Source organism: Culturomica sp., from assembly GCF_003524185.1.
Taxonomy (GTDB): Bacteria; Bacteroidota; Bacteroidia; order Bacteroidales; family Marinifilaceae; genus Culturomica; species Culturomica massiliensis.
On sequence record NZ_DOED01000016.1, the window covers coordinates 85,522 to 110,300 of the forward strand.

The 24,779-nt window shown below is 45.4% G+C and carries 20 protein-coding genes; 10 read left to right on the forward strand and 10 right to left on the reverse strand.

The features are described from left to right. Nucleotides 1-8 precede the first annotated feature (8 nt). The 4 genes from DD657_RS06720 (at nt 9) to DD657_RS06735 (ending at nt 5,728) form a co-directional block, all read left to right on the forward strand. Nucleotides 9-2,108: a FimE-like fimbrial tip protein gene (locus tag DD657_RS06720; RefSeq protein ID WP_287049154.1), complete on the forward strand. Its 2,100-nt coding sequence runs from the start codon at nt 9-11 to the stop codon at nt 2,106-2,108. 465 nt (nt 2,109-2,573) lie between these two features. After that, the gene (locus DD657_RS06725) at nt 2,574-3,362 is read left to right on the forward strand and encodes a M48 family metallopeptidase (protein ID WP_287049155.1); all 789 of its coding nucleotides are present in this window, start codon (nt 2,574-2,576) and stop codon (nt 3,360-3,362) included. A gap of 284 nt (nt 3,363-3,646) precedes the next feature. Further along, the gene (locus DD657_RS06730) at nt 3,647-4,159 is read left to right on the forward strand and encodes a ferritin-like domain-containing protein (protein WP_068690083.1); all 513 of its coding nucleotides are present in this window, start codon (nt 3,647-3,649) and stop codon (nt 4,157-4,159) included. Between the two features lie 306 nt (nt 4,160-4,465). Further along, the gene (locus DD657_RS06735) at nt 4,466-5,728 is read left to right on the forward strand and encodes a cupin domain-containing carboxymuconolactone decarboxylase family protein (protein WP_437124766.1); all 1,263 of its coding nucleotides are present in this window, start codon (nt 4,466-4,468) and stop codon (nt 5,726-5,728) included. Between the two features lie 120 nt (nt 5,729-5,848). On the opposite strand, the gene DD657_RS06740 is transcribed toward DD657_RS06735, so the two are convergent. The 4 genes from DD657_RS06740 to DD657_RS06755 all read right to left on the reverse strand — a co-directional run bounded on the left by DD657_RS06740 (nt 5,849) and on the right by DD657_RS06755 (nt 10,086). Then, nucleotides 5,849-6,769: a FimB/Mfa2 family fimbrial subunit gene (locus tag DD657_RS06740; RefSeq protein ID WP_287049156.1), complete on the reverse strand. Its 921-nt coding sequence runs from the start codon at nt 6,767-6,769 to the stop codon at nt 5,849-5,851. 111 nt (nt 6,770-6,880) lie between these two features. Next, nucleotides 6,881-8,290 (reverse strand): Mfa1 family fimbria major subunit, encoded by a 1,410-nt coding sequence (locus tag DD657_RS06745; protein WP_287049158.1) that lies wholly within the window; start codon nt 8,288-8,290, stop codon nt 6,881-6,883. Between the two features lie 106 nt (nt 8,291-8,396). Then, nucleotides 8,397-9,461 (reverse strand): DUF3868 domain-containing protein, encoded by a 1,065-nt coding sequence (locus DD657_RS06750; protein WP_287049160.1) that lies wholly within the window; start codon nt 9,459-9,461, stop codon nt 8,397-8,399. 43 nt (nt 9,462-9,504) lie between these two features. Then, nucleotides 9,505-10,086, reverse strand: a complete 582-nt coding sequence (locus DD657_RS06755) for a DUF3575 domain-containing protein (protein WP_021988344.1) — start codon at nt 10,084-10,086, stop codon at nt 9,505-9,507. 309 nt (nt 10,087-10,395) lie between these two features. Here DD657_RS06755 and DD657_RS06760 point away from each other — a divergent pair, with 309 nt between their 5' ends. Further along, nucleotides 10,396-11,364, forward strand: a complete 969-nt coding sequence (locus DD657_RS06760; RefSeq protein WP_068690071.1) for a hypothetical protein — start codon at nt 10,396-10,398, stop codon at nt 11,362-11,364. A gap of 247 nt (nt 11,365-11,611) precedes the next feature. Then, a complete protein-coding gene (locus tag DD657_RS06765) occupies nt 11,612-13,774 on the forward strand; it encodes a hypothetical protein (protein WP_287049162.1) in 2,163 nt (720 codons plus the stop codon). Between the two features lie 314 nt (nt 13,775-14,088). Here the strand turns inward: DD657_RS06765 and DD657_RS06770 are convergent, their stop codons facing one another. Further along, nucleotides 14,089-15,162 (reverse strand): alpha/beta hydrolase, encoded by a 1,074-nt coding sequence (locus DD657_RS06770; RefSeq protein ID WP_287049237.1) that lies wholly within the window; start codon nt 15,160-15,162, stop codon nt 14,089-14,091. Nucleotides 15,163-15,274: 112 nt separating this feature from the next. Between DD657_RS06770 and DD657_RS06775 the strand changes: the two genes are divergently transcribed. Both DD657_RS06775 and DD657_RS06780 read left to right on the forward strand, forming a co-directional pair. Continuing rightward, on the forward strand, nt 15,275-15,499 hold the full coding sequence (locus tag DD657_RS06775; RefSeq protein WP_287049164.1) for a hypothetical protein: 225 nt from the start codon (nt 15,275-15,277) through the stop codon (nt 15,497-15,499). Nucleotides 15,500-15,669: 170 nt separating this feature from the next. After that, the gene (locus DD657_RS06780; protein ID WP_287049165.1) at nt 15,670-16,683 is read left to right on the forward strand and encodes a hypothetical protein; all 1,014 of its coding nucleotides are present in this window, start codon (nt 15,670-15,672) and stop codon (nt 16,681-16,683) included. A gap of 113 nt (nt 16,684-16,796) precedes the next feature. Here DD657_RS06780 and DD657_RS06785 read toward each other — a convergent pair whose 3' ends face one another. The 5 genes from DD657_RS06785 to DD657_RS06805 form a co-directional block, all read right to left on the reverse strand. Further along, on the reverse strand, nt 16,797-17,669 hold the full coding sequence (locus DD657_RS06785; RefSeq protein WP_287049167.1) for a hypothetical protein: 873 nt from the start codon (nt 17,667-17,669) through the stop codon (nt 16,797-16,799). Between the two features lie 145 nt (nt 17,670-17,814). Then, nucleotides 17,815-18,270, reverse strand: coding sequence for a hypothetical protein (locus tag DD657_RS06790; RefSeq protein WP_287049168.1), 456 nt, complete (start codon nt 18,268-18,270; stop codon nt 17,815-17,817). 66 nt (nt 18,271-18,336) lie between these two features. Next, nucleotides 18,337-20,193: a DUF6714 family protein gene (locus DD657_RS06795; RefSeq protein WP_287049171.1), complete on the reverse strand. Its 1,857-nt coding sequence runs from the start codon at nt 20,191-20,193 to the stop codon at nt 18,337-18,339. Between the two features lie 276 nt (nt 20,194-20,469). Further along, a complete protein-coding gene (locus tag DD657_RS06800) occupies nt 20,470-21,504 on the reverse strand; it encodes a HAMP domain-containing sensor histidine kinase (protein WP_287049173.1) in 1,035 nt (344 codons plus the stop codon). 48 nt (nt 21,505-21,552) lie between these two features. Beyond that, nucleotides 21,553-22,275 carry a response regulator transcription factor gene (locus DD657_RS06805; RefSeq protein WP_287049174.1) on the reverse strand — a complete coding sequence of 241 codons (723 nt, stop codon included), beginning with the start codon at nt 22,273-22,275 and terminating at the stop codon, nt 21,553-21,555. Nucleotides 22,276-22,413: 138 nt separating this feature from the next. Here DD657_RS06805 and DD657_RS06810 point away from each other — a divergent pair, with 138 nt between their 5' ends. After that, the gene (locus tag DD657_RS06810) at nt 22,414-23,706 is read left to right on the forward strand and encodes a TolC family protein (RefSeq protein ID WP_287049176.1); all 1,293 of its coding nucleotides are present in this window, start codon (nt 22,414-22,416) and stop codon (nt 23,704-23,706) included. Beyond that, nucleotides 23,703-24,779 carry an efflux RND transporter periplasmic adaptor subunit gene (locus DD657_RS06815; protein WP_287049177.1) on the forward strand — a complete coding sequence of 359 codons (1,077 nt, stop codon included), beginning with the start codon at nt 23,703-23,705 and terminating at the stop codon, nt 24,777-24,779. The genes DD657_RS06810 and DD657_RS06815 overlap by 4 nt, the downstream gene beginning before the upstream one ends.

The window sequence follows — 24,779 nt, forward strand, 5'->3', positions numbered from 1 at the left end:
ATGAAACTATGAGAAGAATATTGAGTATTCTGGTAATTCTCCTTTGTGGTTGTACGCATGAATATCCGGAACACGAACTTCCGGATAAAGACGGTAATGTGAATGTACGCTTTACGATACAGCTTCCAGAGGCTGTGCCTGCCGGAACCCGCGCTATAAATGAAAACCTGCTTACAGGGTTACAGGTATTGGTTTTTGACGAGAATGCCCGGTTTATCGGCCGTTATTCGGCTACCTTCAGTGCGAACAATTACACCGTTACACTTCCGCAGAGTACAAATAAGCGTATCCTGCATTTTATCGCTAACTACGATTGGAGTGCTTTCAGCGATGTCGCCTCTTTGAATAAGGATGAAGGGGAGCTGATTGCACCTTTACAGTCTACCGGACTGATTTTCTGGCAGCGTATTGTACTGAACAGCGGTATTTATTCAGGGGTACTCACCGGACAACCGGTGCCTCTGATCCGGAATATGGCTAAATTTACCCTTGAAAACCAGGCAGGGTGGGGATTGACAAATGTGAAGTTTGCTTTGTTCAATAAAGCTTCTGCCGGAAGTGTAGCACCCTTTAATACCGCTACCCGTACATTCGATCCGGTGATTACCGAGCCGGCGGGAGTGACCTTTACCGATGCCAGTACCATGGATGTGGCTGATATCTATACCTTTGAACGTAAAAATTCTACCGTCACTACTGACCCGACTTATGTGATCGTCCAGGGAACTTATGCAGGAGCTACCTGTTATTATAAAATTGATATTATCGATGATGCTAAAAATATGTATGATATACAACGGAATGTATGGTTTAAAATTATCATACAAAGTGTTGCCATGGCTGGATATTCCACGATGGAAGCAGCCAAAAGTTCACCGGCATCGAACAATATTACGGCCTCGGTGCTGCTGCAGTCATATCCCACGATTTCTGACGGTTCGTATGTCCTTTCTGTAAATAAAACAGTGATTTCATTCACGTCCAACGGACAGACCCTGAATGCTAATGCTACCTATAAAACAGTGGCCGGAGTTTCACAGAATTCTTCGATTGTAGTTACTCTCGTCCAGGACCCGGCCAATCCACTGGTAAACGGTTCGGTTTCTTACGATCCGGCTACAGGAAATCTCTCGGCTGCCATCCACGATGTCCCGGCAAATGGGATAGCCCGTAATGCAACCCTAAAAATAGAGGCCGGAACTTTATCAAGAACTATCCGGTTGCTTCTGCATGCGCCTTTTACGTTTACCAATATCAGTGTGACGCCGGCGACCGTTCCTAATACAATGGAAACTCCGGTGACGCTGAAGTTTACGGTTCCCGCCGAAGCCGAATATATGCTGCCGTTCAATTGTTACGTCACGTCGGCTTATCTGACGCCGGTTTCTCCTAATATTGAAGTTGTACCCGAAAACGGACTGTATCGGTACAAATGGAAAGTTACCGCTACCGGAGGGCAGACTATCAATTTTAAAACTAATACAGCCAATGCGTCCGAAACTGTTTTTATTGATGCCGACCTTTTTCAACGCGGGCAGGTGGCGTATAGTAATACAAATGGCGTATACCGTTTTTCAAATATTGTGCTTACGCCGAATCCTGTTGATTTCGGAACGGGTAAGGCCGTTACTCTGAAATTTACTGTCCCGACTGCCGGAGTTTATCGGATATATACTTCTAATCTAACTCCCGTTACGGGTACAGTGGTGGGAGGAATATACACCTATACGGCGACAACTGCCGGAGAACAGATCATTAATTTTACCACAAACAAACAAAATGTATCCGAAACCATTCGGTTGACCGGTACTAATTACCTTGATTACACAATTGCTTTAAAAAACCAATTGGTAAAAATTTCAGGAACCCTGACTTATGGTACCGGATCCGGAAGTGGATCGGTGATCAATGCCGGAACTGTGACAGTTAGTGTCGGTACCAGAGTCGTGGGAATATTTGTGACAACTTCGACCGGGACTTATCAGGCCTCTTTTGACGCAAATATCGGAGATGTACTGACTTTTTCATATACCAGAAGCAGCCGGACCTATACAACTACCCAGTCTGTTACTGCAGCTATCCAAACCATTACCAAAAAACTTATTTAACATCGGAAACGGGGGATTTGTAAGCACAATTGCCCCGTTTTCCTGATTTAAAACTATTTTGATAAAATTAGAGAATTTCCAATTTAAACTTTAATTTTGTTAATGAGTGTTGCATGGCTCTTACCAGGGTTATGTGTTTGCGGTAGCTATGCAATGGAAGATTGTAATAAATTATTATTAAAATCATTCATGATGAAAAATGAGATGGATTTCAAAGAGAGCCTGCGGCATGCTGATCAGGGAGAGACGAAAATGTGTATGCTGTCGGGGATTGTTATAGTAAGGGAGGGAGCGTGAAAAAGAATCTGGCTGAGGCTTTTAATCTGCGCAGGGAAATGCAGAAGCAGGAAATCCAGATGTGAAAGAGGCATTGAAATTTTTGTAGCGCCAATGCTTTGCCTTCTCGATTGCCGGAGAAATAGAATTTTATATTTTTGTGAGGTTTTAATGAAAAATACAATGAAAATGAAAAAATGGGTATTACTTGTTTTGGTTGTGGCTGGAATAATGTCTGTAGGACAAGCGCAAATAAAGATCGGAAATCGTATGATCAATACAAAAAAAGTATTGAATGCTGCTTCGAATGTGGCATCGGCAATTACTTTGTCGGATGAAGATGTGGCTGCTTTGTGCCGGGAATCGGTGAAATGGATGGACGAACATAATCCGGTTTCAGCTCCTGAGTCTGCTTATTCCAGACGTTTGGATTCACTGATGCAAAACGTGGGAGATGTCGAAGGGCTGAAGCTGAATTATAAAGTTTATGAAGTGGTAGATATTAATGCTTTTGCGTGTGGTGATGGCAGTATCCGGGTATTTTCAGCTTTGATGGATATGATGAACGATGATGAATTGATGGCGATTGTGGGTCATGAAATAGGTCATGTCGTGCATACCGATAGTAAAGATGCCATGAAAAATGCATATCTTGCTTCTGCAGCAAAGAACGCTGCCGGGGCTGCCGGAGGGATGTTGGAGAAATTGACGGATTCTCAGTTGGGAGATATTGCAGAAGCCTTGTCAGGTGCACAGTTTTCACAAAAACAAGAATTGGAAGCAGATGATTATGGGTTTGAATTTTGTGTGAAACATGGTTTTAATCCTTATGGAATGGCCAATGCTTTGGATAAACTCAGTCGGTTATCGGACGGGCAAAAATCGTCTATGTTCCAGAAAATGTTCTCGAGTCATCCGGATAGTGTCAAACGTTCGGCCCGGATGAAAGAAAAAGCAGAGGCTTACGTGAAAAAATGATGGGGAGAGAAGTACGTTAAAGATGCGAATTTATCGGTGGAATCCGGAGATTTCAGTGAAATATACTGAGGTCTCCGGAATTTATTTTGTCAGATAAATCTTCGTAATCGGGTCATCGGGAAAGGCAAACCGATGGGTTTGTCTTTGTCGTTGCTGCGGCTTTCCGGGATTTTGCGTTGGATAAGAAAATAGAAATCCTTGTTAAAATTTCAAGCTACTCAAACAAAAAAAAATCTTGTCCGTTACACGTATAAATAGAACCAAATAAACTAAATCCTAAAATTATGGCTAAAGAAAGTGTAAAAATTCTCCAAGGAAAATTGGACGTAGAAAAATTGATCTCACAGTTGAATGCTGCACTGTCTGAAGAATGGTTGGCTTACTACCAATATTGGGTAGGCGCATTAGTCGTTGAAGGTGCTATGCGTCCCGACGTACAACGTGAGTTTGAAGAACACGCAAATGAAGAACATCAGCATGCCCGGATGATAGCCAAGCGTATCATTGAATTGGAAGGAGTACCCGTTTTAGATCCGCAGAAATGGTCTGAGTTGGCAAGATGCAAATACGATACCCCCCAGGACTTTGGTTCTGTCAGCTTGCTAAAAGACAATATAGCTTCTGAACGTTGTGCTATTCTGAGGTATCAGGAGATTGCCGACTTTACGAATGGAAAAGACTTTACTACTTGTGATATCGTAAAAAAGATATTGGCTGAAGAAGAAGAACATGAACAAGATCTTCAGGACTACCTGACCGATATTGCCAGAATGAAAAAATCATTTCTCGAAAAGTAATTTATTAAAAAATATGAATTGCTGAAAGTCCCGTCTTTTAAGGAAAGACGGGACTTTTTTTATATATCATTGTCTTTTCTGCAGGAAGAACATGAGGTCCGTTTTCTTACTAATTATACCGGTTATTTTGTAGTTTAACCTGTAAACTGTCTGTAAAATTCATTTTTTATAAGGATTGGTATTTGTCGGTTCCGGATAATGAAAAATCTGTAATATGGGTAGGACAATCCGTAATTTGTTTACCTGTAAAATAGGGCAGATTCGGTAGGTTTGTCATATCTAATAGAAACGAAAACGATAACCCTTATGAAAATCAGAAGAATTATAATGGCGGCAGTAACTTTGATGTTACTGTTCCATACAGGAAATCTATTAAATGCCCAGAATATGAAAAAAGAACTCCGTAATTTAAGTGCATTTCCTGTGGGAGATGCGAATGTGCAGTATGCAAAGTTTTTTATCGGCCGGTCTTGGCTGGCTCGTCTTACCCAGAATAAGGATTTGAATTGTCCGGTGAGTAATGTTACCTTTGAGCCGGGGTGCCGGAACAATTGGCACAGTCACACGGGTGGTCAACTCCTGATAGCCGTCGGTGGCAAAGGGTATTACCAGGAGAAAGGAAAGGCCGCACGGGTATTGTTTCCCGGTGAAATCGTTGAAATTGCCCCGGATATAGTCCATTGGCACGGTGCAGCTCCCGACAGTTGGTTTTCGCATCTGGCAATCGAGTGTAATCCGCAGACGAACAAGAATATATGGCTGGAGCCCGTGGATGATGCGGCTTATGCTGAGGCCACTTTGCAAAGCGGGGAACTTTCATCTGATGCTGCCCGTAATTACCGCCAATGGTTTCCGGATCCTGACGGCACGTTGGCTGCTACCGATCCCGAGCTGGCAGAGGTATTTGGTAATTTTGCTTTCGGAGAAACACAGCAATGCGGCGAACTGGATACCCGTATCCGCATTCTTATAACGATGGTCTCGGCTATTGCTATGAATACAGAAACCGAATATTGCAAGACTTTGCAGGCAGCCCTGGCCAATGGGATCAGTCCCGTCGAAATCAAAGAAGTGCTTTATCATGCTGTTCCTTACGCCGGAATGGCAAAGGTGGAGGAACTTTTAGCAGTTACCAACGAATTTCTTATCGGGAAAGGTGTGCCGCTTCCTTTGGAATCCCAAGCCGTGACTACTTCCGAAACCCGTATGGAGAAAGGACTTGCCTTGCAAAAATCTATTTTTGGTAGCGGGCACATCGATAAAATGTACGAAACATCTCCTGCTGACCAGTTGCATTTCCAAAAATATCTTTCTGCCAACTGTTTCGGTGATTACCAGACCCGTCCGGCTCTGGACGTGAAAACGCGTGAATTACTTACGTTCTCTATCCTTGTTTCGTTGGGTGGTTGTGAAGCACAGGTCAAAGGGCATATCCGGGGAAATCTAAATGTAGGCAATGATAAAGCTATCTTGCTGGCTGCTGTTACCCAGCTGCTTCCATACATTGGATATCCCCGTACGCTTAATGCTGTGGCTTGTTTGAATGAAGTTATTCCTGAAAATAAATAAATCACAGATAAATTCATGGACTTATTTGATATTTTCTTGATTACTTTGTTTACAGATTGTTAATGGTATGAATGTATAGTCGTTTCGTACTGTGTTGATTTGTAGGAAGAAGCCCCGGGATTACCCGAGGCCGCTTTCTTCGTCGATGATTTCCCAGCCGTTGATTTTGATGCTGACGGGGACGTAGGCGTCGTTGAAAGTGATTTCGATGATGAAATCATGGGTGTAGTCGAAATCAATGCCGGGGTAGGCGCTGAGTAGTTTACCAATCAGGGCTTCGTCGTATTTTGTAGTCCCTGTCTCGTCTTTGATTTTCAGACGGGCTGCCCGGTCGTTTTGTAAACGCATGACGTTGAAATCGGCAATCAACGAAGAGGCCTGTGCCCGGGTCTGGGCGTATACCGGGATATAAGTCAGGAAGTCGTCGGGGGCGATTTCGGCAGAGTGGTAGTAGGTGCCGTTGTCATCTTCGATGCTGATGGAGTGGTTGACAGTTGCAGGTAAATTATGGGCGATGACACGAATCGTATTGGTGATCCGCAGCAGGCTGATGGTAATGGTTTTCGATTCCAGGGGCTTGAATTCGGTCACTTCTTCGTAGCCGTGATAAAGCAGGGCCGGGTGGCGGGGAATGGAGTTGTCCGTTTCCCGTTCCAGTTGCAGGATAAAATCTTCCATCCGGGTTTCTCCTTTGATGCAGGTGGGGAGGATGTAGTGTTCGTCCAGTCCGGCCCATACTACAAACTGATAACTGCCCGGTTTGAGCGGAAGCGTCATAGAGTAGGCATCCGTAATACGGATGCCGTCGTCGTCTGCCCGGAAAACGAATATGCCGGAACCGTCGAAAACGAATACCGAGAGACGGTCGATTTCCGGAAAACTAGTACCGGCACGACTTTCCGGTGCAGTGCGGTACCGGAATTTCAGTGTCAGGCATTCTTCGCAATTGGAGCGGTCTTCTTTGATACATCCTCCCCACAGGAGGGTGATTCCGCTGATGAACAGGGACAGGATGAAATATTTTATCCGGGATGTTTTCATCGTATAAGGTGTTTATAAAGTTTCGATTTTGGTTGCAAAGCCCGGCGGGCTTGTTTAATGGTTCATAAAGTCCTTTCACAAAACGGGAAGGACTTTATGAACGGATGCGGGTTATAGATCGTGGTTTTCTTCGATCAGTTCCCACTCTCTGACTTCGATCTCTACGCTGAGCCATGCATTCGGCTGGATGGGTTTGCCTTTGTCGAAATTTTCGTCGGGGTTACCCGGAGCCTGGATAGAGTTGAGGTTTACTTTGTAGTATTGGTTACGGTATATGTTGTAAGGCGCTTGCGGGGTGTTGGCTTCACCGTTTACAAACAGGTGGTAGTAGCATCGTCCTTCGTCGTACCTGTTACGGTTGATATCGTAAGGCTCGGAGAGTTCGGGCATACCGTCGGCTCCCTGGTTACAAAGTTGTGCGAATGTCTCAGCTACCGATGCGTCGGCGAAATAGTTGGCTACGCCGTCGTCAGTACGGACGATGTAGAACGTGGTTCTTTCGGGATTCGGATTGTCGATGATTTCGAAGTCCGAACCGCTGGACGGATAGGCGCGGCTGGCCTGCGGTCTGATCCGGATGACCTGATCGGGACGGAAGTAGCCTGAAATGCTCAGGTAGGTAGCCTCGTCGGTTAGAGTCACGTTAGGAACAAAGTCGAAAGCGTTTTCCATGGCATAAGAGAACATGTCGATGGGCGCACCGGATTCGTTTACGGGTAAGTGATCGTCGCCCGGGTTGAAATCCCAGGGGGAATAGCTCGACCAGTTATGGTCTTTGATGATTCCGTTTTCCATTTTTTGTACAAAATAGAATGCCTGGTTGATGTTACGCCAGCCGTAAGTGAGGTCGGTCATGGTGCCTCCGCCGTTTACCACAAATTCGGGACCTTTTGCAACAGAGGCTTTGACGCTGATACGGTCAACGGGAATCGAGAGCTGTGCACCCGGATTCTGCGCTTCTTCTTCTGTCGGGTAAAGTTGGTCTGCCATAGTCCTTGGGGGATATGCGGCATTGAACATCACGAATCCTTCCGGCCCGGTGGCTTGCAGGATGGGTAGTGAAAATTCATGGAAATTGAATGCTCCGAATCCCTGGCTTTTGATTGCATCGATGATCATCGGAGGGAGGTTGACGCCTGCAAAAATGTATTTGTCGGCTTTCTTGGTTTTGATGGCTCTGTTGGTTTCCCAAATGGAAGTGCTTCCCGGCCGGAGGCTCAGGCTACCGTCAGCCACACTAAATTCGGCGAGTGTCGGTGTGTAAGGCGATTCGGCATCATAGATGAACACGTGCAGGGTGTTTACCGCATATTCTTCGGGAGTGCCGGGGTCGGAAGCCCGGGTCATAGCTTTGGCCCTGGGGACATTCGGAATGTTGATGGCAAAGGCCGTGTACGCATCCGGTGCGTTTGCATTCGGGTTTTCCGATTCCCTGCCATCATAAATAGGATCTTCGTTACTACAGGCTGCAAAAGCTAATCCTGCTAATGCTAACATAAAAAAATGTTTGATTATTTTCATTGCGTTTAGTTTTAAGTTAAATAAATAATGAATTAAAATTGTTTAGTTGAAACGATTTATTTCTTTCGATTCTTCCTGGTCCTCCTTTCTTTTATTTAATAGTTTTTTATTCCTCTGTCTGATAATATATTTTATAATCTACCCGTCGTAATTTCGGGAAATAATATTCGTTCATATAGCGATAGGATTTGCCCTGGTCGAGTTCACGGAATTGTCTGATGCGTGTGTCGTTTACACCGGTCTGTTCGATGATGTCGATGATGCGCTGTTTCTCAGGCATATCCGTAGCGGTTACCAGCTCATAAAGTCCAGTCCAGTCTTCACCTCCCCAGGAAATGTGATAAATGGAATAGGGAAGCTGGTATTGTTCCTTCAGGTAGGTTGCCAGAGCTTCAGCCCGTCGTTGCGATAGTTTTTCGTTGAAGGCATGGGGACCTTCCGGGGATGCATAGCCGGTCAGTTCGACGGCTGTGATTCTGGCCTGCTGGTTGTCGAGCAGTTCATCCAGGGTAGCGTGTATTTTAGCGAGTTCGCTACGGTTATCGCGGAAACCGGGTAATATCCGGGATTGGCTGACCGGGAAATTCACGAAAGCTGAGCCTTCTTTGGTGTAAATCACCGGGGCAGGCATCGGAGCGGGCTGGATGATTGTGTCGGGGACTATCGGTTTTTCCAGCTTCAGTGCTGTGGGGAACATATTAATGGCGATGAGTTGCCGTTTTCCGGCACAGCCGCAAAAGTCTTCATAAAGATTCAGTGTAGCCCCGGCCATCCACTCTTCAAAAGGAACGGTCAGGTCGTAAGATATTGTTTCGTTACTACGGCCGTCGATCCGTTTGACCAGATAGGGGGCTATAGCCGGACTTTTTTGTTTGTCCAGTTTCAGGGAACGTTGGTAAACTTTGTCGCGGTTTGTTCCATTCAGGACGACGGAAGGCAAAACGAGGTCCATCGAGTCGGTTTCCAATACCGGGGTTAGTTCTATGGTTTGGCGTGGTTTCACGGCTATCCCTGAGTGGTCGATGTCCATTTGCAGGAAAAGGGTATCGCCTTTTTGTTCGAAACGGTTTTGCACGATCCGGATTTCTCCCTGGTACGACCGTTGGGAAAAGGCCGGGGCTACAGAGATGACTGTCAGAAATAGGGTGCTTATCAGGGCTGTCTTTTTCATATTTATTGGATTATAAGATTTATAAATAGGGGTTGACCGTATGTTATTTCAGGAAGTAGACCAGCGATACGCCGATTTTCGTAGGACCGAAGTAGTTTTTCCTGCCGTCTTTGATGAAACGGCCACACGTTTCTTTATCATATTTGTCGTATTTCAGATGGGCATATCCTAAGCCAAGGGTTGCTTCGAGATTCAGACGATTGGAGAGAATCCATTGGTAACCGTAGGATATTCCGGCACCCCAGAGATTACCCTGATAGCGGTGGTCTTTTAGCCCCAGCATTTTGATGCCTCCTACATTGTATTGGGCATAGTGTCCGTGGATACCGAAGAAATGTCCGTTAAAACGTTCACAGGTCCAATAACGGAGTTCGGGTTGTACCAGCCAGTGTTTCAGTTTTTTGTTGCCGCTGAATTGCCAGGGATTGTAAGTGCCCAGTAGGTCGAGTGTCAGTTGCGGATGAAGTCCGGCTTCTAAGGCAAGGTTGGGAGTGGTTGTTCCCCAATACAAGGCATTTGTTTTCAGGGCCCAGGTCGGTAGGGTATAGCTTTCGTATCCTTGTGCCGGAGTTTTTGTAATTCCAAGTAATATACCCAAAACGGTTAAAAAGTAAAGTTTCATCATCTCGTTTATAGTTTAGTTATGATATCAGATTTGCGGTTTATGATCTTCCCGATTGTTGGGGGATGTTTATTTTTTCGCCTGAATCGTCCATCAAAATTTTTGTGCCTTTGTTCGAATACAAAAATAGAGGCTGTATATCTGTGTTTTGTGACAAAACCTGAACCGGAATGCTTTTTTTCGTGTCTAATACTGGAGGAATTCCTGGCCGATTTTTCGTGTCGTGCAACATTTTTTTAATCCGGTTAAAATTGTTTCATTTTGCGAAACAGAACATTCTCTAAGTTCGTTTAACAGACAAACTATGAAATGATGAATCAATATAATTTGAATGAGAGTCTGATCCAGACTATGCGTAATTGTCTGCCCGAGGGAATAAATCTGGCTAATATCCTGATGGAAACCTTAAATTTAGGAAAAGAAGCAACCTATCGCCGGCTGAGGGGAGAAGTGCCTTTTACACTGGCAGAAGCTGCTTTGATAACCCAGAAGATGAGGCTTTCACTGGATAAGCTGGTGGGGGCACAGGCACATAAAAATGCTCTGATTAACCTGAATATGGTGGAGTATGAATTTCCGGCGGATACTTATTATAATTTGGTGAGTAGCTATATTAAGGTATTTGCCAGCGTAACGGAAGATCCGACTGCAGAATTGTGCACATCGTCGAATATATTGCCGCAAACTTTGTATTTGAAATACGATGCATTGGCAAGGTTCAGAATGTTTAAATGGATGTATCAGCATGAAAAGACTCATTTTTCCAAACGGTTTGAAGATTTGGTGCTGCCCGAAAAATTATTGGATAAACTGAAGGAGTTTGTGGCATATGCCCAGTTGTTTCACCATACTTCACATGTGTGGGACCGGGAGATGATTCCCCATTTGGTGAATGACATCAATTATTTTGCCAGCCTGAACCTGATTTCCGAAGAGACGGTAAGGCTTTTGAAGGAGGAGGTACTTTATTTGCTGGACGATTTAGAGCATATTGCAGCTCAGGGAGCTTATAAAAATGGCAATGAGGTATTAATCTATTTGTCGAATATTAATTTTGAGGCCACTTATAGTTATGTGGAAACTTCTTCTTTTCATCTGAGTATGATCCGGGTGTTTGCTATCAATTCCCTGACTTCTGATGATGATAATTTATTTGTGAGGCTGAAAGCCTGGATACAGTCCCTGAAAAAGTTTTCGACTTTGATTTCACGGAGCGGAGATATTGAAAGGGTACAGTTTTTCAGTAAGCAGCGCGAAATTGTCAGGGGGTTGGGGAGGTAAATACTATCTGAGAATGGCAGGATATTATTTTTGTTTCGGAAAACGACACAATTTTCTGACGGTGTAACGCAAAGCGGGAAAAAAAACGGGGTCGGGCAAGTAAGTTGCAAAATTTATCCCGGAAAACCGGAGAATATGCCGAATTAGAAAAAATGTCTTTCCGGGATACATGCTGAAGGGTACAAAAATCTTCTTTTAATGCTTCAATTTTGTCTTGAAATGAATAACCATTAAAATGAGAAAGACAATGAAGCATTTTATTTTACTGTTAATGATGGGGGTAATGGGGATTGCCTGTTCGGACGATGCTTTCGTTTCCGATGCCACCGGCAGTGGTCAGGGGGATGTATCCATTCGGCTGACGATTACTACTCCCGCAGCAACCGTGTATACCCGGGTTGGGAATCAGTTTCGTACTACCGATCGGGAGTCTGCCATCAGTGAGATTCAGGTATTGGTGTTTGAAAATGGAGAATACCGGTATCGGGTTCCCGGGATTGCTATCAACAGCAACGGGTCGCGGACGACGTTTGATGCCCGTTTAAGCAGCAGCAATCAGCCTTTGAAATTATTTATTGTAGCCAATGCCACGGCTGCTGTGATTGCAAATGAACCTCAACAGGGAGATTCGGAGATGACGGTAAAGAAACGGATTCGTCAGCCTTTCGGAACTTCCGGGCTGAATGCAAAATTTCCTATGTTTGCCGAATATGAGATCAATGGCGGACTGGATGGCGGACAGGTGAACAATATTACCGGCTTGCAGGCCTTGCGTTCAATTGCCCGGGTAGACGTACAAGCCGGGACAGTGAGTAATTTCCGGTTGGCCAGTGTACAGGTGTTCAGGGCAAACTCCCTGATTCAGGTGATGCACGAAGGGACGGGGCTGACGATGACGGCTCCGGTAGTGCCTGCTACGAGTACCGGGACTGTCAATACTGTGCCTGTGGCTGTCGACGGGTATGAATCGGTGGGACAGCTTTATCTGCCTGAATCGGTCGTTGTCCCTGAGGCAGACCGCCGGACAAAGGCGACCTGTATTGTCGTGGGCGGCTATTATGAGGAGGATGAAACTCCTACTTATTACCGGATGGATTTCGATCCCAGGGATGAAAACGGGGTATTCGGACAAATTCTCCGGAATCACAAGTACATTTTTAATATCCGGAGTGTTTCCGGTTCCGGTTGGCGCGATCCGGAAGATGCGGCAGTCAATGTTTCGAGCCATATTGAAGTGGAGATCAAAGCCTGGGACGACAATACCCAGGATATGTATTTTGACGGGGAGCATCACTTCGGTGTATCTGCCCGGGAAGTGATCCTGAACAGTAAGGTCAATTCGGTGAAGCCTTTGTTTGTGAATACGGATATTGCCGATTACACTCTACAATGGTCCGATTCGCAAGGGAATACAAGCGGAAATCCGGCTACTTTGTTAACCAGTGCGGCCTTCAAAGTGGAGAAAAGCGCTGATGGAAAACAGATTGTCGTGACGGCTTTACAGGATAATTCGGAGGCTGTTGCCGATAAGGTGGAATATTTTGTGGTGACAGCCAACCGCTGGCAGGTGCTGATCACCATCCGCCAACGGAATGGCGTGATTGCCGGCCGGATGATAAATATGATGACTTTCAATGCCGGATTGGGTGCGCTGGGGCAGAATATCCTGCCGCCTTTGAACGGGGGAGAAAGCCGGAGCGATGGCTTGCGGGGGATTCTCACCAACAAAAATAATTTCGGACCTTCAGGCGTAGTGGAGTGCGGTGGTTTTAATCTGTTGCTCGCCAATGCTTCCAAAGATAATTTGACGGACGACCTGTTTGCTACGGCAGATATTATTTATGTCAATTATATGGCAAACAGTTCATTTGGCAGCCAGGATGCCGCGAAGGTACACAATTGGCTGAAGGCCAGTCATAACCGGGTGCTGATCGTATCTTATGATGCTTACGATGTCAGTGTTCCCCTGATGACGGAGATTCTAGGTACAACGGACAATCTGATTTGGTTGCGGAAAACGGGCGATCCGTTTACACTCACCGGGAAATCGTCCGGAAATTATTTTACGGATGCCGGACCGTTCACTCAAAAATACGGAGCCATTCCTTTGGATTTCAGCCTGAGAAATTATGATACTTATCATGGAGAGATCGGGGCTGGGAGTGCGGCCGGAATTTTTCCTATTCTCATGGGACCCGGTACGGGTACCGAAAACGGTATTGTTTTAGGGGTTGATTTCGACCGCCGGATTATTTACTGGGGCGATGTGGATCTGGGGAATACAAGTACGGGAAATCTGGGTAATTCCGATAACCGCATTACGAATACAACCGGAGAGATTACCAACAATGCTTCTAAGCTCATTGCCAATGTGATGGCCTGGGCGGTAGGTGTTGTACTCGATGAATAATCCTTCCGTACAAGATGATAATCCACCCCGGAAACTACGATCGGTTTTCGGGGTGGATGGTGATATGTTGTATGGTTCTTCTCCGTTAGCTATCCGGTCCAGAAAACAGCTTCGTTTTCATAGGATTGGCATTTATTTTTTTTACTGGTCATGTGCAACCTCCATTTCATAATCATTTTCTTAGGTGTATTCAAGTATGGGGAGGTTTCACATCCCGATGTTTCTGATGAAATTGTTCTGGCGTAAAGGTAAAAGAAAAGCCCCGCAGCAAAAACGTTGCGGAGCTTAATTTATTTTGTTCGGAAGTTCTGTGTTTATTTTCCTTTCAGGGCTTCCTTGAAGAATCTGTCCAGCTTGTCGAAGGGAATCACGTTCAGGTTATCGTATAGGTCGACGTGATTGGCTCCGGGAATAATCAGCAGTTCCTTATTGTCGCCCGTCAGCCGCTTGTAGGCATCTTCGCTGAAATAACGCGAGTGGGCTTCGGCGCCGTGTATCATCAGGACGGCACTGCGTATTTCACCGATGTAGGAAAGGATCGGCATATTGATGAATGGCAGGGAACTGATCTTGCTGATTCCTTTGTTGGAGTTGGGCGAACGACGGTGATAACCCCTTGCTGTCTTGTAATAATCGTGATACTGGCGGACAAAGAGGGGGGCATCTTCGGGAACGGGATCGACTACACCGCCGTTGAGCTCATAACTGCCGTTGCGGTAATCTTCGGTGCGCTGGGCATTGAGCTGTTTACGCAGTTTGTAGCGGTCGTCCACCGACATGGCATCGAAATACCCATTGGCATTCACGCGGCTCATGTCGTACATGGTGGAGGTTACCGTAGCCTTGATGCGCGGGTCGTTGGCAGCAGCGTTGAGGGCGAATCCTCCCCAGCCGCAAATACCGAGGATACCGATACGTTCCGGATCAACGTCATCACGGGTCGTCAGGTAGTCGACAGCTGCACTGAAATCTTCCGTACTGATTTCGGGCGAGGTCAGGGACCGGGGCATACCGCCGCTCTCTCCGTAGAACGAAGGATCGAAGGCGATGGTCAGGAAGCCGCGTTCGGCAAGGGTCTGGGCATAACGGCCCGATACCTGCTCTTTCACAGCCCCGTAGGGACCACTGACGGCAATGGCTGCCAGCGGTCCTTGCGCTGCGTTTTTCGGTTTATACAGGTCTGCGGCAAGCGTGATGCCGTAGCGGTTGTGAAACGTTATTTTCGAGTGTTCCACTTTGTCACTCTGTGGGAAAGTTTTGTCCCACTCCTGTGTTAATTCTAATGTATCCATGGTTGTTGATTTAATGTTTTTTACCGTTGTTATCCCGGATGCCATGACGTTCGTAAAAGTCAGACATGTCAGGAAGGCGATGGTTTGTATTTTCATCGTGTTCATATCTATTGTTGTTTAATGAATAATGCAGAACAAAGATAGCTCAGCTTGATGGGGTCTGCATTAAACAAATTACGGATTAAATGACCCTTTTTACAGATTTTTGATGTCCTGCCTGCTTTTGCTGATCGGTATTCTAACGATTTCCTGCCACCGGAATGGCACTACCGGGTGTTCCGGTTTTTTCCATTCTTCGGATGAAAGGGAAAATTCAGGTGTACGCAGATTTGCTGCCGGATGTAAAACGGTTTTCTTTTCCTCTTCCCCGATTTCCAACCGGGATTTCCTGCTCCGGCAGAAATCACTGAGAGGAGCGCCTTCGTCCCCGTGATTATTTCAGAATAAAGATTATATTTGTGGGGAAGGGATGATCCGGTATTCCCGGAAGATTGCAGAGGCTGGGCGATGAAAGGGCAGGAGGTGGTGGTAAACAGCTTATTGGGCGTGGGAATGATGAAGGGGGGATAAATTCCGGATGCGCTAAAATCATATACGGATAAAATGAATTCGAAGAATAACAGTGAAAAACGTTGCAGACAGAAGCATATTGCAGCAAGAAGGCGGAGGGAACGTTCTGTGTACCGTGAAAAATACAAAGAACAGAATCGTCAGGAAGAGGAGTTGACCGGGAATAATCTAAAGCTGGAAGCCGGCATAAAAAGAGCCGGGATCTGGTTTGGCGTTACTTTTATATGGGCTTGGGTGATGTTTGTTTTCGTGGTTTTGTTTGTCGGTCTGTGGTCTGAGTCTGTTTTTCTCAATGGGTTGTTTTCTCTGCTGTTCATCGGTTCCGCATTTATGGCAATGTGGTTTTTTGCAAACTTTGTGAACAGGTGTCATTTTTATATATCGCTGGCAGAGTCTCCTGCTGTACCATGCGGGATACGGATACCTGTATATTTTGTTGACTGGGCCAGGCGTCGTTACCTGGATGATGTATTTGAAGAACTGAATAAGGAGGAAGTTTTTACACAATGTAATGCAAAGCAAATGGTGCTGATGAATGGTTCGAAGAATAGTGGGGCATGGCTTCTGCTGTTAGGGGCATCTTTCTTCCTGTTATGGGTTTCGCGGGGGAATGACGGTGATTTTTGGGAATCTGATGCGTATGCGGGAGTACTTCTGTGTCTTGTTTTTTTTATGGCAGCCGTGTTTTTGTATGTTTACAACAGAAAGAAGGTATTTATAATCGACCGGGAGGCAAAAACGATTACAATACCTCCGGTTTCGGGTCTCGGTAAAAGCAAGGTTGTACCCTGGCAGCAGGCTGTCGTCGCGTTTTGTCCGGGTCTCGTAAGTAGTGGCTCGCGTTGGGGAACGATAGTCAAAGATTATCTTTCATTGACGACGAAAGATAATCTGCCTTATGGACCCAGCCTCGGGTTCCGCTGCGATTCGTTCACCCAATACCGCTTTGCGAAGTTGATTTGTGAATATATGACCGTGCCGGATGTGGATGATATACCCGATATACAAGGTTTTGAGGATATCATCGCTAGGATAAAGGCAAAATAACACATTTACCCCGTCCCCCCTGTGTTCGGTGGGTTCATCTTTTCGGTGAAGTGATCAGCAATCCTGAGCTCCGCTTGTTTGGTACGATATGGATTCTCATTTCCAATCCCGGTTTATCTGAATTCTTTACGATAAATAGCTGCGATTTTCTCACTTACCCTGGCATTTGTTACAGCGTATATAATAGGCTGTGAATATGATTTTTTATACTCAAATTCACGTGCAGAAGGAATTTGTGTCGATGTCCCTTTTATATTTTCAATTCCGGATGTATTCCGGCTGTAGGTATATTTCCCGCTTTTCCGATCACCGTAGTTATATTCAATGTGATACGATAAAGTCGGATCAGAAATTTTATTTATCCGCTTTTTCAGGTATCTGTCTTTTTGTATGACTTCATATACATTCATTTTATCGTCATAATAATAGGTTGTTTTGTATTCGTATTTCAGGTCCGAATGAGGACTTTGTATCCGGTTCAGAGTCGTGCCGATGCGATATTTCTCAAAATGAATACCCCAATTCAAATTTAACAGGGCAATCATTTCGTCCGGATAATCCCCGAGACAATCGCTTAACATATCAGCCAGTGATAATATATTCAGATGGTCTCTGAATCGGATATAGCTTTCAGGATACAAATGATAAATATCATCATTAATATATACCAGATTGTCTTTGCAAGCTATCTTTAAGCTGTCAAATACAACCTCATTTTCATAAAAACAGAACAAAAAGCTATCCTTTGAGAGCTTTTTCAGCTCTATTTTGATTTTATCCTTTTCAGTAGTGTATATCAATACCGAATCTTTTATTGAATCGAAAACACCGACGTAGGTTATTGTGTCTCTTGCTGTCTGATTTTCAGAATCATTACTGCTGGTTTGTTCGTATTCACACCGTATCACTGATAATTTTATTTCGTTTGCTGCAGCCCGGTATGAAATAATGGATATGAAAAAAACAAGAGGTAAAAATATTTTCATAATAAACTTATTTTATTTGCCGGAACATACGTAGCACCCGGGGACGGGGGTAGGATGCTATGAGCACGGTATGCCGTTCATTTATTTTATAGCACTTGGGGACGGGGGTAGGATGCTATCATCACATTGTTTCCATGTAATGATATTACTTTGACCGGATGTATGAAGTCAATGCTGTATAGTCTTTTCTGACGATAATAGTGAATTTCAAGGTTTCCGGTTTTATCCCTCTGACTTCAATTGTGGCGAAGTATTTTTCCAACCGTGCGACAGTAACATCTTTTCTGCGGGCAATGATGAGATTCACTTCCTTGTCGCTCTCTATTATTTCATCTCTCAGAGCCATGACGGTATAATCTGCTGTGCAGGCTATCCATAGCCAAAACTCATTCCCGTTTCTGAAATCCGTTGAATAGCTTGCATTCTGTACTGAGGTATATATAATTTTCTGGCCCATCTTTTTTTCAACCTCTTTGATAAATGAGGGTTCCATTGCTTTCCATCTTTTCAGGTTTCTGGCAGCTCGCACGAAGATGAAGTATATGGTAATCAATGTGATTATCGATAAGATGATAAATAATATAAATTTTATTCCAAGCATATTTTTGATTTATACATATTGTATTTTATCCTGTTTTTCCTGAAACTCGTTTCCTCCCTGTTCCCCTCATTCTTCATACCGCAGCCACCAGCTTTCGGTTGCCTGCTGTAATTGCGATGAATGGACGGAAGCGTCGTCATGGTTTGCGGCCATCCATTCGAGGCAATGGTAAACGGCTTTTCCCTGTTCGGAGGAGAAAACGGCGAAATGATTCCATCCATATTCCGTAGACATCCGGATATAAGTAAGGGAACGGAGCAGAGGAGCGAAGAGATTTTTTTCCGGATTGTCATTCCGGATCGTTTCTGAGAGAAAAGCCGGCAGGTAATACCGGAATCCTTGGGGGGTGAAGCACGATAGCGCCTCTGCATTTTGGTAGAGCGTAGCGGCAGGGATTTCCTGCCAGGCGTAACGGCTGAATATTTCTCCGATCTCTGCCCGTTTGCCGATTTCCATCTCATCGAGCAGTATGGTTTCCACTTCAGGACGGGGTGCATCGGCAAAGGCATTTTCCAGTTCTTGTAAGAGTTCTTCCCGGCTATAATTGCTGTTCCGGCGGTTTGCTCGGTAATATTGTTCCGTCTTGGCCATTGTGGCTGTTGTACAGGTCTTGTTGGGCCAGGTTTCCAGTATTTTGTCGAGTATCCGGCGGCAGAGACTGATACATCCGTCATTCCAGCGGCGTGCCCAGAAGGAGTATGCCCAGATCACCTGCATATCATCGCAATCACTGTGCAGGACAGCATACGGCTGTGTGAAATAAGGAAACAAATCGGCCGCCTCCAGGTGAAGAAAATCATCCGAAGCCATTTCGTTGTAAAGGGCTGCCAGTTTTTCATCTTCAGGCGATTGCAGATCCCGGTAGGCATAATCCAGCAGATTGATCAGCGTTTCCAGTTGTGAGCCGGGATAAAGATTGTTGTCATTTAATTCCTGTACGACAACCGGTAATACCTGATCACACAGGGTTTCATAAACTTCGTCTTCGTTCAGGTCTGTCTGGCCGAGGATCGCCGATGTCAACAGGTAGAGAGGATAGCAATCCCCGGCATCGATCCATTTCATTTTGTCTGACCACGGATAACTTTCGGCGGCATAGTTTTCATCGGGTTTTTCCTGTTGGAGGTCGTGATAATCCATCAACAGATTAGCGGTGAAAGTAAGGCCTGCCTTGGGCTTGTTCTGTATGTATTCCTTACAATAGTGGACGAGACTGTTTCCGGCTTCATCCATCAATCCCGGTTCGTCGTCCATCTCTTCCCATTCCTGAACGTTGCCCGTCATATAGTCTGTTTCTGCCACCGGATCATCATTTTCAATGTATTCATCGGGAGAGGAGTTCTCGCAGGGATTGTTTGTGTTGTAGGAAACGTTTAATACAGTAATCAACCCGAACCAATTCAGGGAGATGGTTACGATGAAAAACAAAAAACACAGCAGGATGAGCCCGATCTTCCGGGTATGTGCTCCTGCATAAAGCAAGGCGGAAGCAAATGCGATGGTAATAATATGAAACAGGTAGAAATTGATGAGATCCTGACCGGAAATCTGTATGGCGTCTGTCACCAGACGTTGCATGAAAAAAGAAGAAACGGCCCATATTGCCGCGATAAGTGTTCCTGTGCAAGCGAAAAGCTGCAGGTAGTTCAATCGCCGGAGCAACGGTCGGTTGCGTTCTTCATCGGTTAAAGACTCTAGCGGAACCGTCAGCCTTAGTAATGCCCACACCAGCAGCGTAATGATAGAAGTAACCCACAAGGGAACCAACGGAATGAAGACAGTTGCTGATCCGTACCATCTTTGTGCCTGAAGATCAGTGGGGAGGAACAGGTATAAAAAATCGAATATAATCAGACAGAGAAGATAAAGCAGGCCTATTGTCCTTTTGTAGGTCTTTCTGCTCATTTGTTTCCTGGGTTCCATGGGTGGTTTTATTAGTTAATGAAATTTGCATTTCCCGGGCAAAAATAATATAAAGTTTAAATATTCTTGCGACAAAATATTATACATTCTGAAATGTCTGTTTTATTTTTATTAATACATATTCTTGGCTGTTATATTGGCGGAATATATTGCCGTAAGCAGATGGGATACAGGTTGTATCCGTTTAAAGTAAGGAGTTGAAAGGAAGTGGTGTCCCTGTGCTGCAGGACACGATGTGTATGGGGGGTATCGCACAATAGCTCTGTTCTCCTGTGCTTATATATGTGTCAGTATGGTTGTAAAACAGGTGCCTTTTCCTGGCTCTGACCGTACAGTGATTTCGCCTTGATGGAGGGTAATGATCCGTTCTGCAAGGGCCAGGCCGATTCCGTTGCCGGGAGAATAATACCGGTTGCTGCCCCGGTAAAAAGGGGTGAACAATTGTTGCAGGTCCTCTGCCTTTATTCCAATGCCGTCGTCTGAGAAGGTTATCGTCACCTTGGTGCCGGAAAAGGAAATTTGAATCAGAGAAGTATGATTGTCTGAGAATTTGCAGTTGTTTTCGATCAGGTTGACAAAAGCCGTCCGTAGAAGATATTCGTTTCCTTTGACTGTGATCATGCTGTCATCATCGTCACTTTCGTTGTCAAAACCGAGGTCTACCTTATAATCGGGATTGGCTTTGGTAATGATGTTGCAGGCATCAATTAATAGTTCGTCCAGCCGGACTTCGCTGATGTTGATTTGGTCGATATGATAGCTTGCTTTGGCCAGATCGAGCAAGCCTGCTGCCAGCCTTTCTATTTTATGGGCATCTTCGAGGGCGTTGGCAACGACTTGTTTGTAGGCCTGGTTTGACCGTTCCTTGTGTTGCGACAATTCCAGTTCTGCAATCAGGGCTGCCATCGGTGTCCGCAGCTCGTGGGATACGTGGCTGATGAACATTTTCTGGGATTCAAAGGATTTTTCGAGCCTGTCGAGGGTTTTATTGAAAGTGGTGGCCAATTCTCCGATTTCGTCTTTGATATCTTCGACTTCGACCCGTTTGCTCAGATTGGAAGCCGTTATGTTTTCCACCTGCCGGATGATATGAGAAACGGGTTTCAGTGCGCTTCCGGCCATAAAATAACCAATGATGAAAAGAATGATAAAAGAGATGGTCCAGATGGCGAATAATTTGACATTGAGAATCCGCAGCATATCGTACCCTTTTTGAGGAAAAAGCGTTTCTTCGAGGGCGAAGAACACAAAGATGACCAGCAGGGTAGATACCAGCAGATATCGGAGGGTCAGTTTGGTGCGTATTTTCATGTGAATATTGTTTTTGTTCAGTGACCGGATGGGGTTTTCGATCCATCGTCATTTTTGGGGAAGCCCTTCGGACGTGGGATTTTCATAACCGGTGGTGAGTATAAAACCCATGCCGGGTTTAGTGTGGATTAGTTTTACGTTGAAATTTTTATCGATTTTCTTTCTGAGGTAATTGATGTATACATCGATAAAATTAGTGCCCGTATCGAAATGGGTATCCCATACTTTTTCGGCGATTTCGCTTCTGGATAATACGCGTTCCGGATTTTGCGCAAAAAATAACAGCAGGTTGTATTCTTTGGGGGTCAGGAGGATGGGAATGTTTTGCCTGCTGACCGATCGGGTTTGCAGGTTGATTTTCAGGTCGGCATATTGGATTTCTTTGATCTGACGGATGTGTGCATCGTTCCCTCTGCGTTTTAGCAGGACGTGGATCCGGGCATCCAGTTCCCTGAAATCGAAAGGTTTCACCATATAATCGTCTGCTCCGGAATTAAATCCGGCCAGTTTGTCGTCTGTCGTCCCCAGTGCTGTCAGCATCAGTATGGGAATGTTGGTGTCCCGAGAACGGATTTGCTGACACAACTCAAAACCACTGCCGTCGGGCAGGATGACGTCGGAAATGATCATATCGAACGTTAATTCCCCGAATAATTGCAGGGCTGTAGATGCGTTAAGGGCTAAGGAGACGGTATGACCCGATTCTACCAAACCGCGCTTGAGCAGTTCGGCTACCCTGATTTCGTCTTCAATGATAAGTATTCTCGCCATATTGCAAAAATAAGGATATTCTTACTTTCTGTTTACTTCCTTTCAACTTTCTAATGAAATTCTAATAAAATTCTAAGAATTTTCTAACGGCCCGGAAAAAGGGGGCAGCCTAATTTTGCAGGCAAAACCAAGATGTATATGTGCAGGTATTTATGGATACTCCTTTGGGTGTGTTTTTCTTTCAAAATCAGTGCGCAACAGCAGGTGTTGCAATTAAAACCGGAGCAGATAGAAGCGCTGTTCCTGAAACAAAATCTGGAGTTGGTAGCCCGGCAGCTGGCTATTCCTATGGCCGATGCTGTGATTGAACAGGCCCGGTTGTGGAATAATCCTTCGTTTTCACTGGATGGGGTGAACCTTTGGAGTTCTGCAGGTCAGCGTGAGGGGGAGACGATTCCGCCTCTGGTCGGGAATTTTGCACGTAATACCCAATTTTCGGCGGAATTGAGCCAAATGATCAGTGTGTCCGGGAAACGGGCAAAACTGGTGAAAATGGAACAAATATCCCGTGAAATGGCCGTGGTGCAGTTCGGACTGATCCTGAAAGGGCTGAAAACTGAGTTGCGTAAGACTATTACCGGGCTCGTGTATTTGCAGGATTATCAAAGAGCTTTAATTCGGCAGCAGGAGTCTCTCGAAAAGTTGATCGCTGCTTCGGAAAAATTACATAGCCGGGGCAATTTGTCCGGAAATGAGCTGATTCGTTTGCAGTCAGCCCTGCTGGAAATGGAAAATGAAATGAAAGAGGTCCGGGTGGAACTGAATGCGGCCCGGAAAAATTTGAAAAACCTGCTTTCTATCCGCGAGGATCTGAGGATTGAGGTGGTACCGGATCAGGAACCCCTGCCGGCTCCCGGGGCTATAGACCTTACCGCAATCCAGGGAAAAGCAATGGAGCAACGGGCCGACCTGGGGTTACAGAAGCTTCAGACGGAATATTACAGGCAATCGCTCAGGTATGAAAAGAGTCTGCGGATTCCCGATCTGAATCTGAGTGTGGGTTATGACCGTCGTGGTGGGGTATGGCGTGATTTTGTCGGGTTTGGAATTGGATTGGATATTCCTGTTTTCAACCGGAATCAGGGGGCAATCAAAGCGGCCAGGCTTTCGCAGCAGCAGAGCGAATTGCTGGTCAATCAGCAGGAGGCGGTGATTTTTAACGAAGTGGCGGAGGCATACGCTAATTATACGGATGTATATGCCCTCTATGAACGGACTGTCCGGACACCCGTTCTGTCAAAATTGGACGAGATGCTGGATGTTTATACCAAAAACCTGATGGAAAAAAATATTTCGATGGTGGAATATATGGATTTTATGGAAACATACAAGAATGCGAAACAAGCTGTCCTGGCTGCTAAACGGGATGTACAGCTGGGATTGGAGGAATTAAGCTATACAATAGGAACAGAAATAATCGGCAAACCATGAGAAAAGTATATTTGATGATAGTGGCTGCTTTGGCAGTCGTGGCGTGCGGCAGGAATCCGCAACCGGAAGACGGACAGGAAAACAGCCCTCGCGGGAATTTGGCCGCCCGTGTGAAGACTGTTAAAGCAGTGGAAGGGCAACAAACGAGGGAGCTTACTTTTGCCGGACGTGTCACTGCTAATCCTGATCTGACGGTAAGTTATTCGTCATTAGTCAACGGGATTATAGAGCGTACTTATTTTGCTTTGGGTGACCGGGTTACCAAAGGGCAGGTGATGCTGGATATCCGCTCGGCGGAATTGAGTGCCCTGCAATCGGAGTTAACGGCTCTGGAATCCTCGTTACAGGTGGCTGAACGGCAACTGAAAAGTGCAGAGACGATGTTTGCGGACCAGATGCTGTCTGAAAAAGAGTATCTGGAAGCTCAGGTACAAGTGCGGCAGGCGAAAGCTGCTTATGAAAAAGCAAAAGCGGATATTGCCCTGTATGGAAACAGTAAGGGCGGAGGGGTTTTCTCGGTACTTGCTCCGGCCAGCGGTTATGTAATTACCAAAAAGGGAGCAGCAGGAGGAACCGTTTTTGCCGAGTCAGAGCCTTTGTTTGCGATTGCCGGTTTACGGGAAGTCTGGGTCATGACCAATATCTATGCAGGTAACCTTCAGTTTGTCGGAGAAGGGATGGAGGCCAGCATTACTTCTGTTTCGTATCCGAATGAAGTGTTCCGGGGGAAAATCAGTGCCTTGGCGCAGGTTTTCGATCCGGAAGATAAGGTGCTGAAAGCCAGCATAGTCTTGCCTAACGAAGAGATGAAGCTAAAACCCGGAATGTCAGTGGTGGTTAGGCTGCGTGACCAATCCAAGGAGAAAACAGTGTCGCTGCCTTCGGAAGCGGTTATTTTTGATAATGATGCTTATTTTGTTGTGATCCGGAAAGGGAATGAATTTACCGTCCGGGAGGTGGTTGTTGCCGGAAGTCATGGAGGAACCACTTACTTTACTTCCGGAGTTGAGCCCGGCGAAGAGATAGTTGCGAAAAATCAGTTGTTGATTTATAACGAATTAAAGAGTAAATAA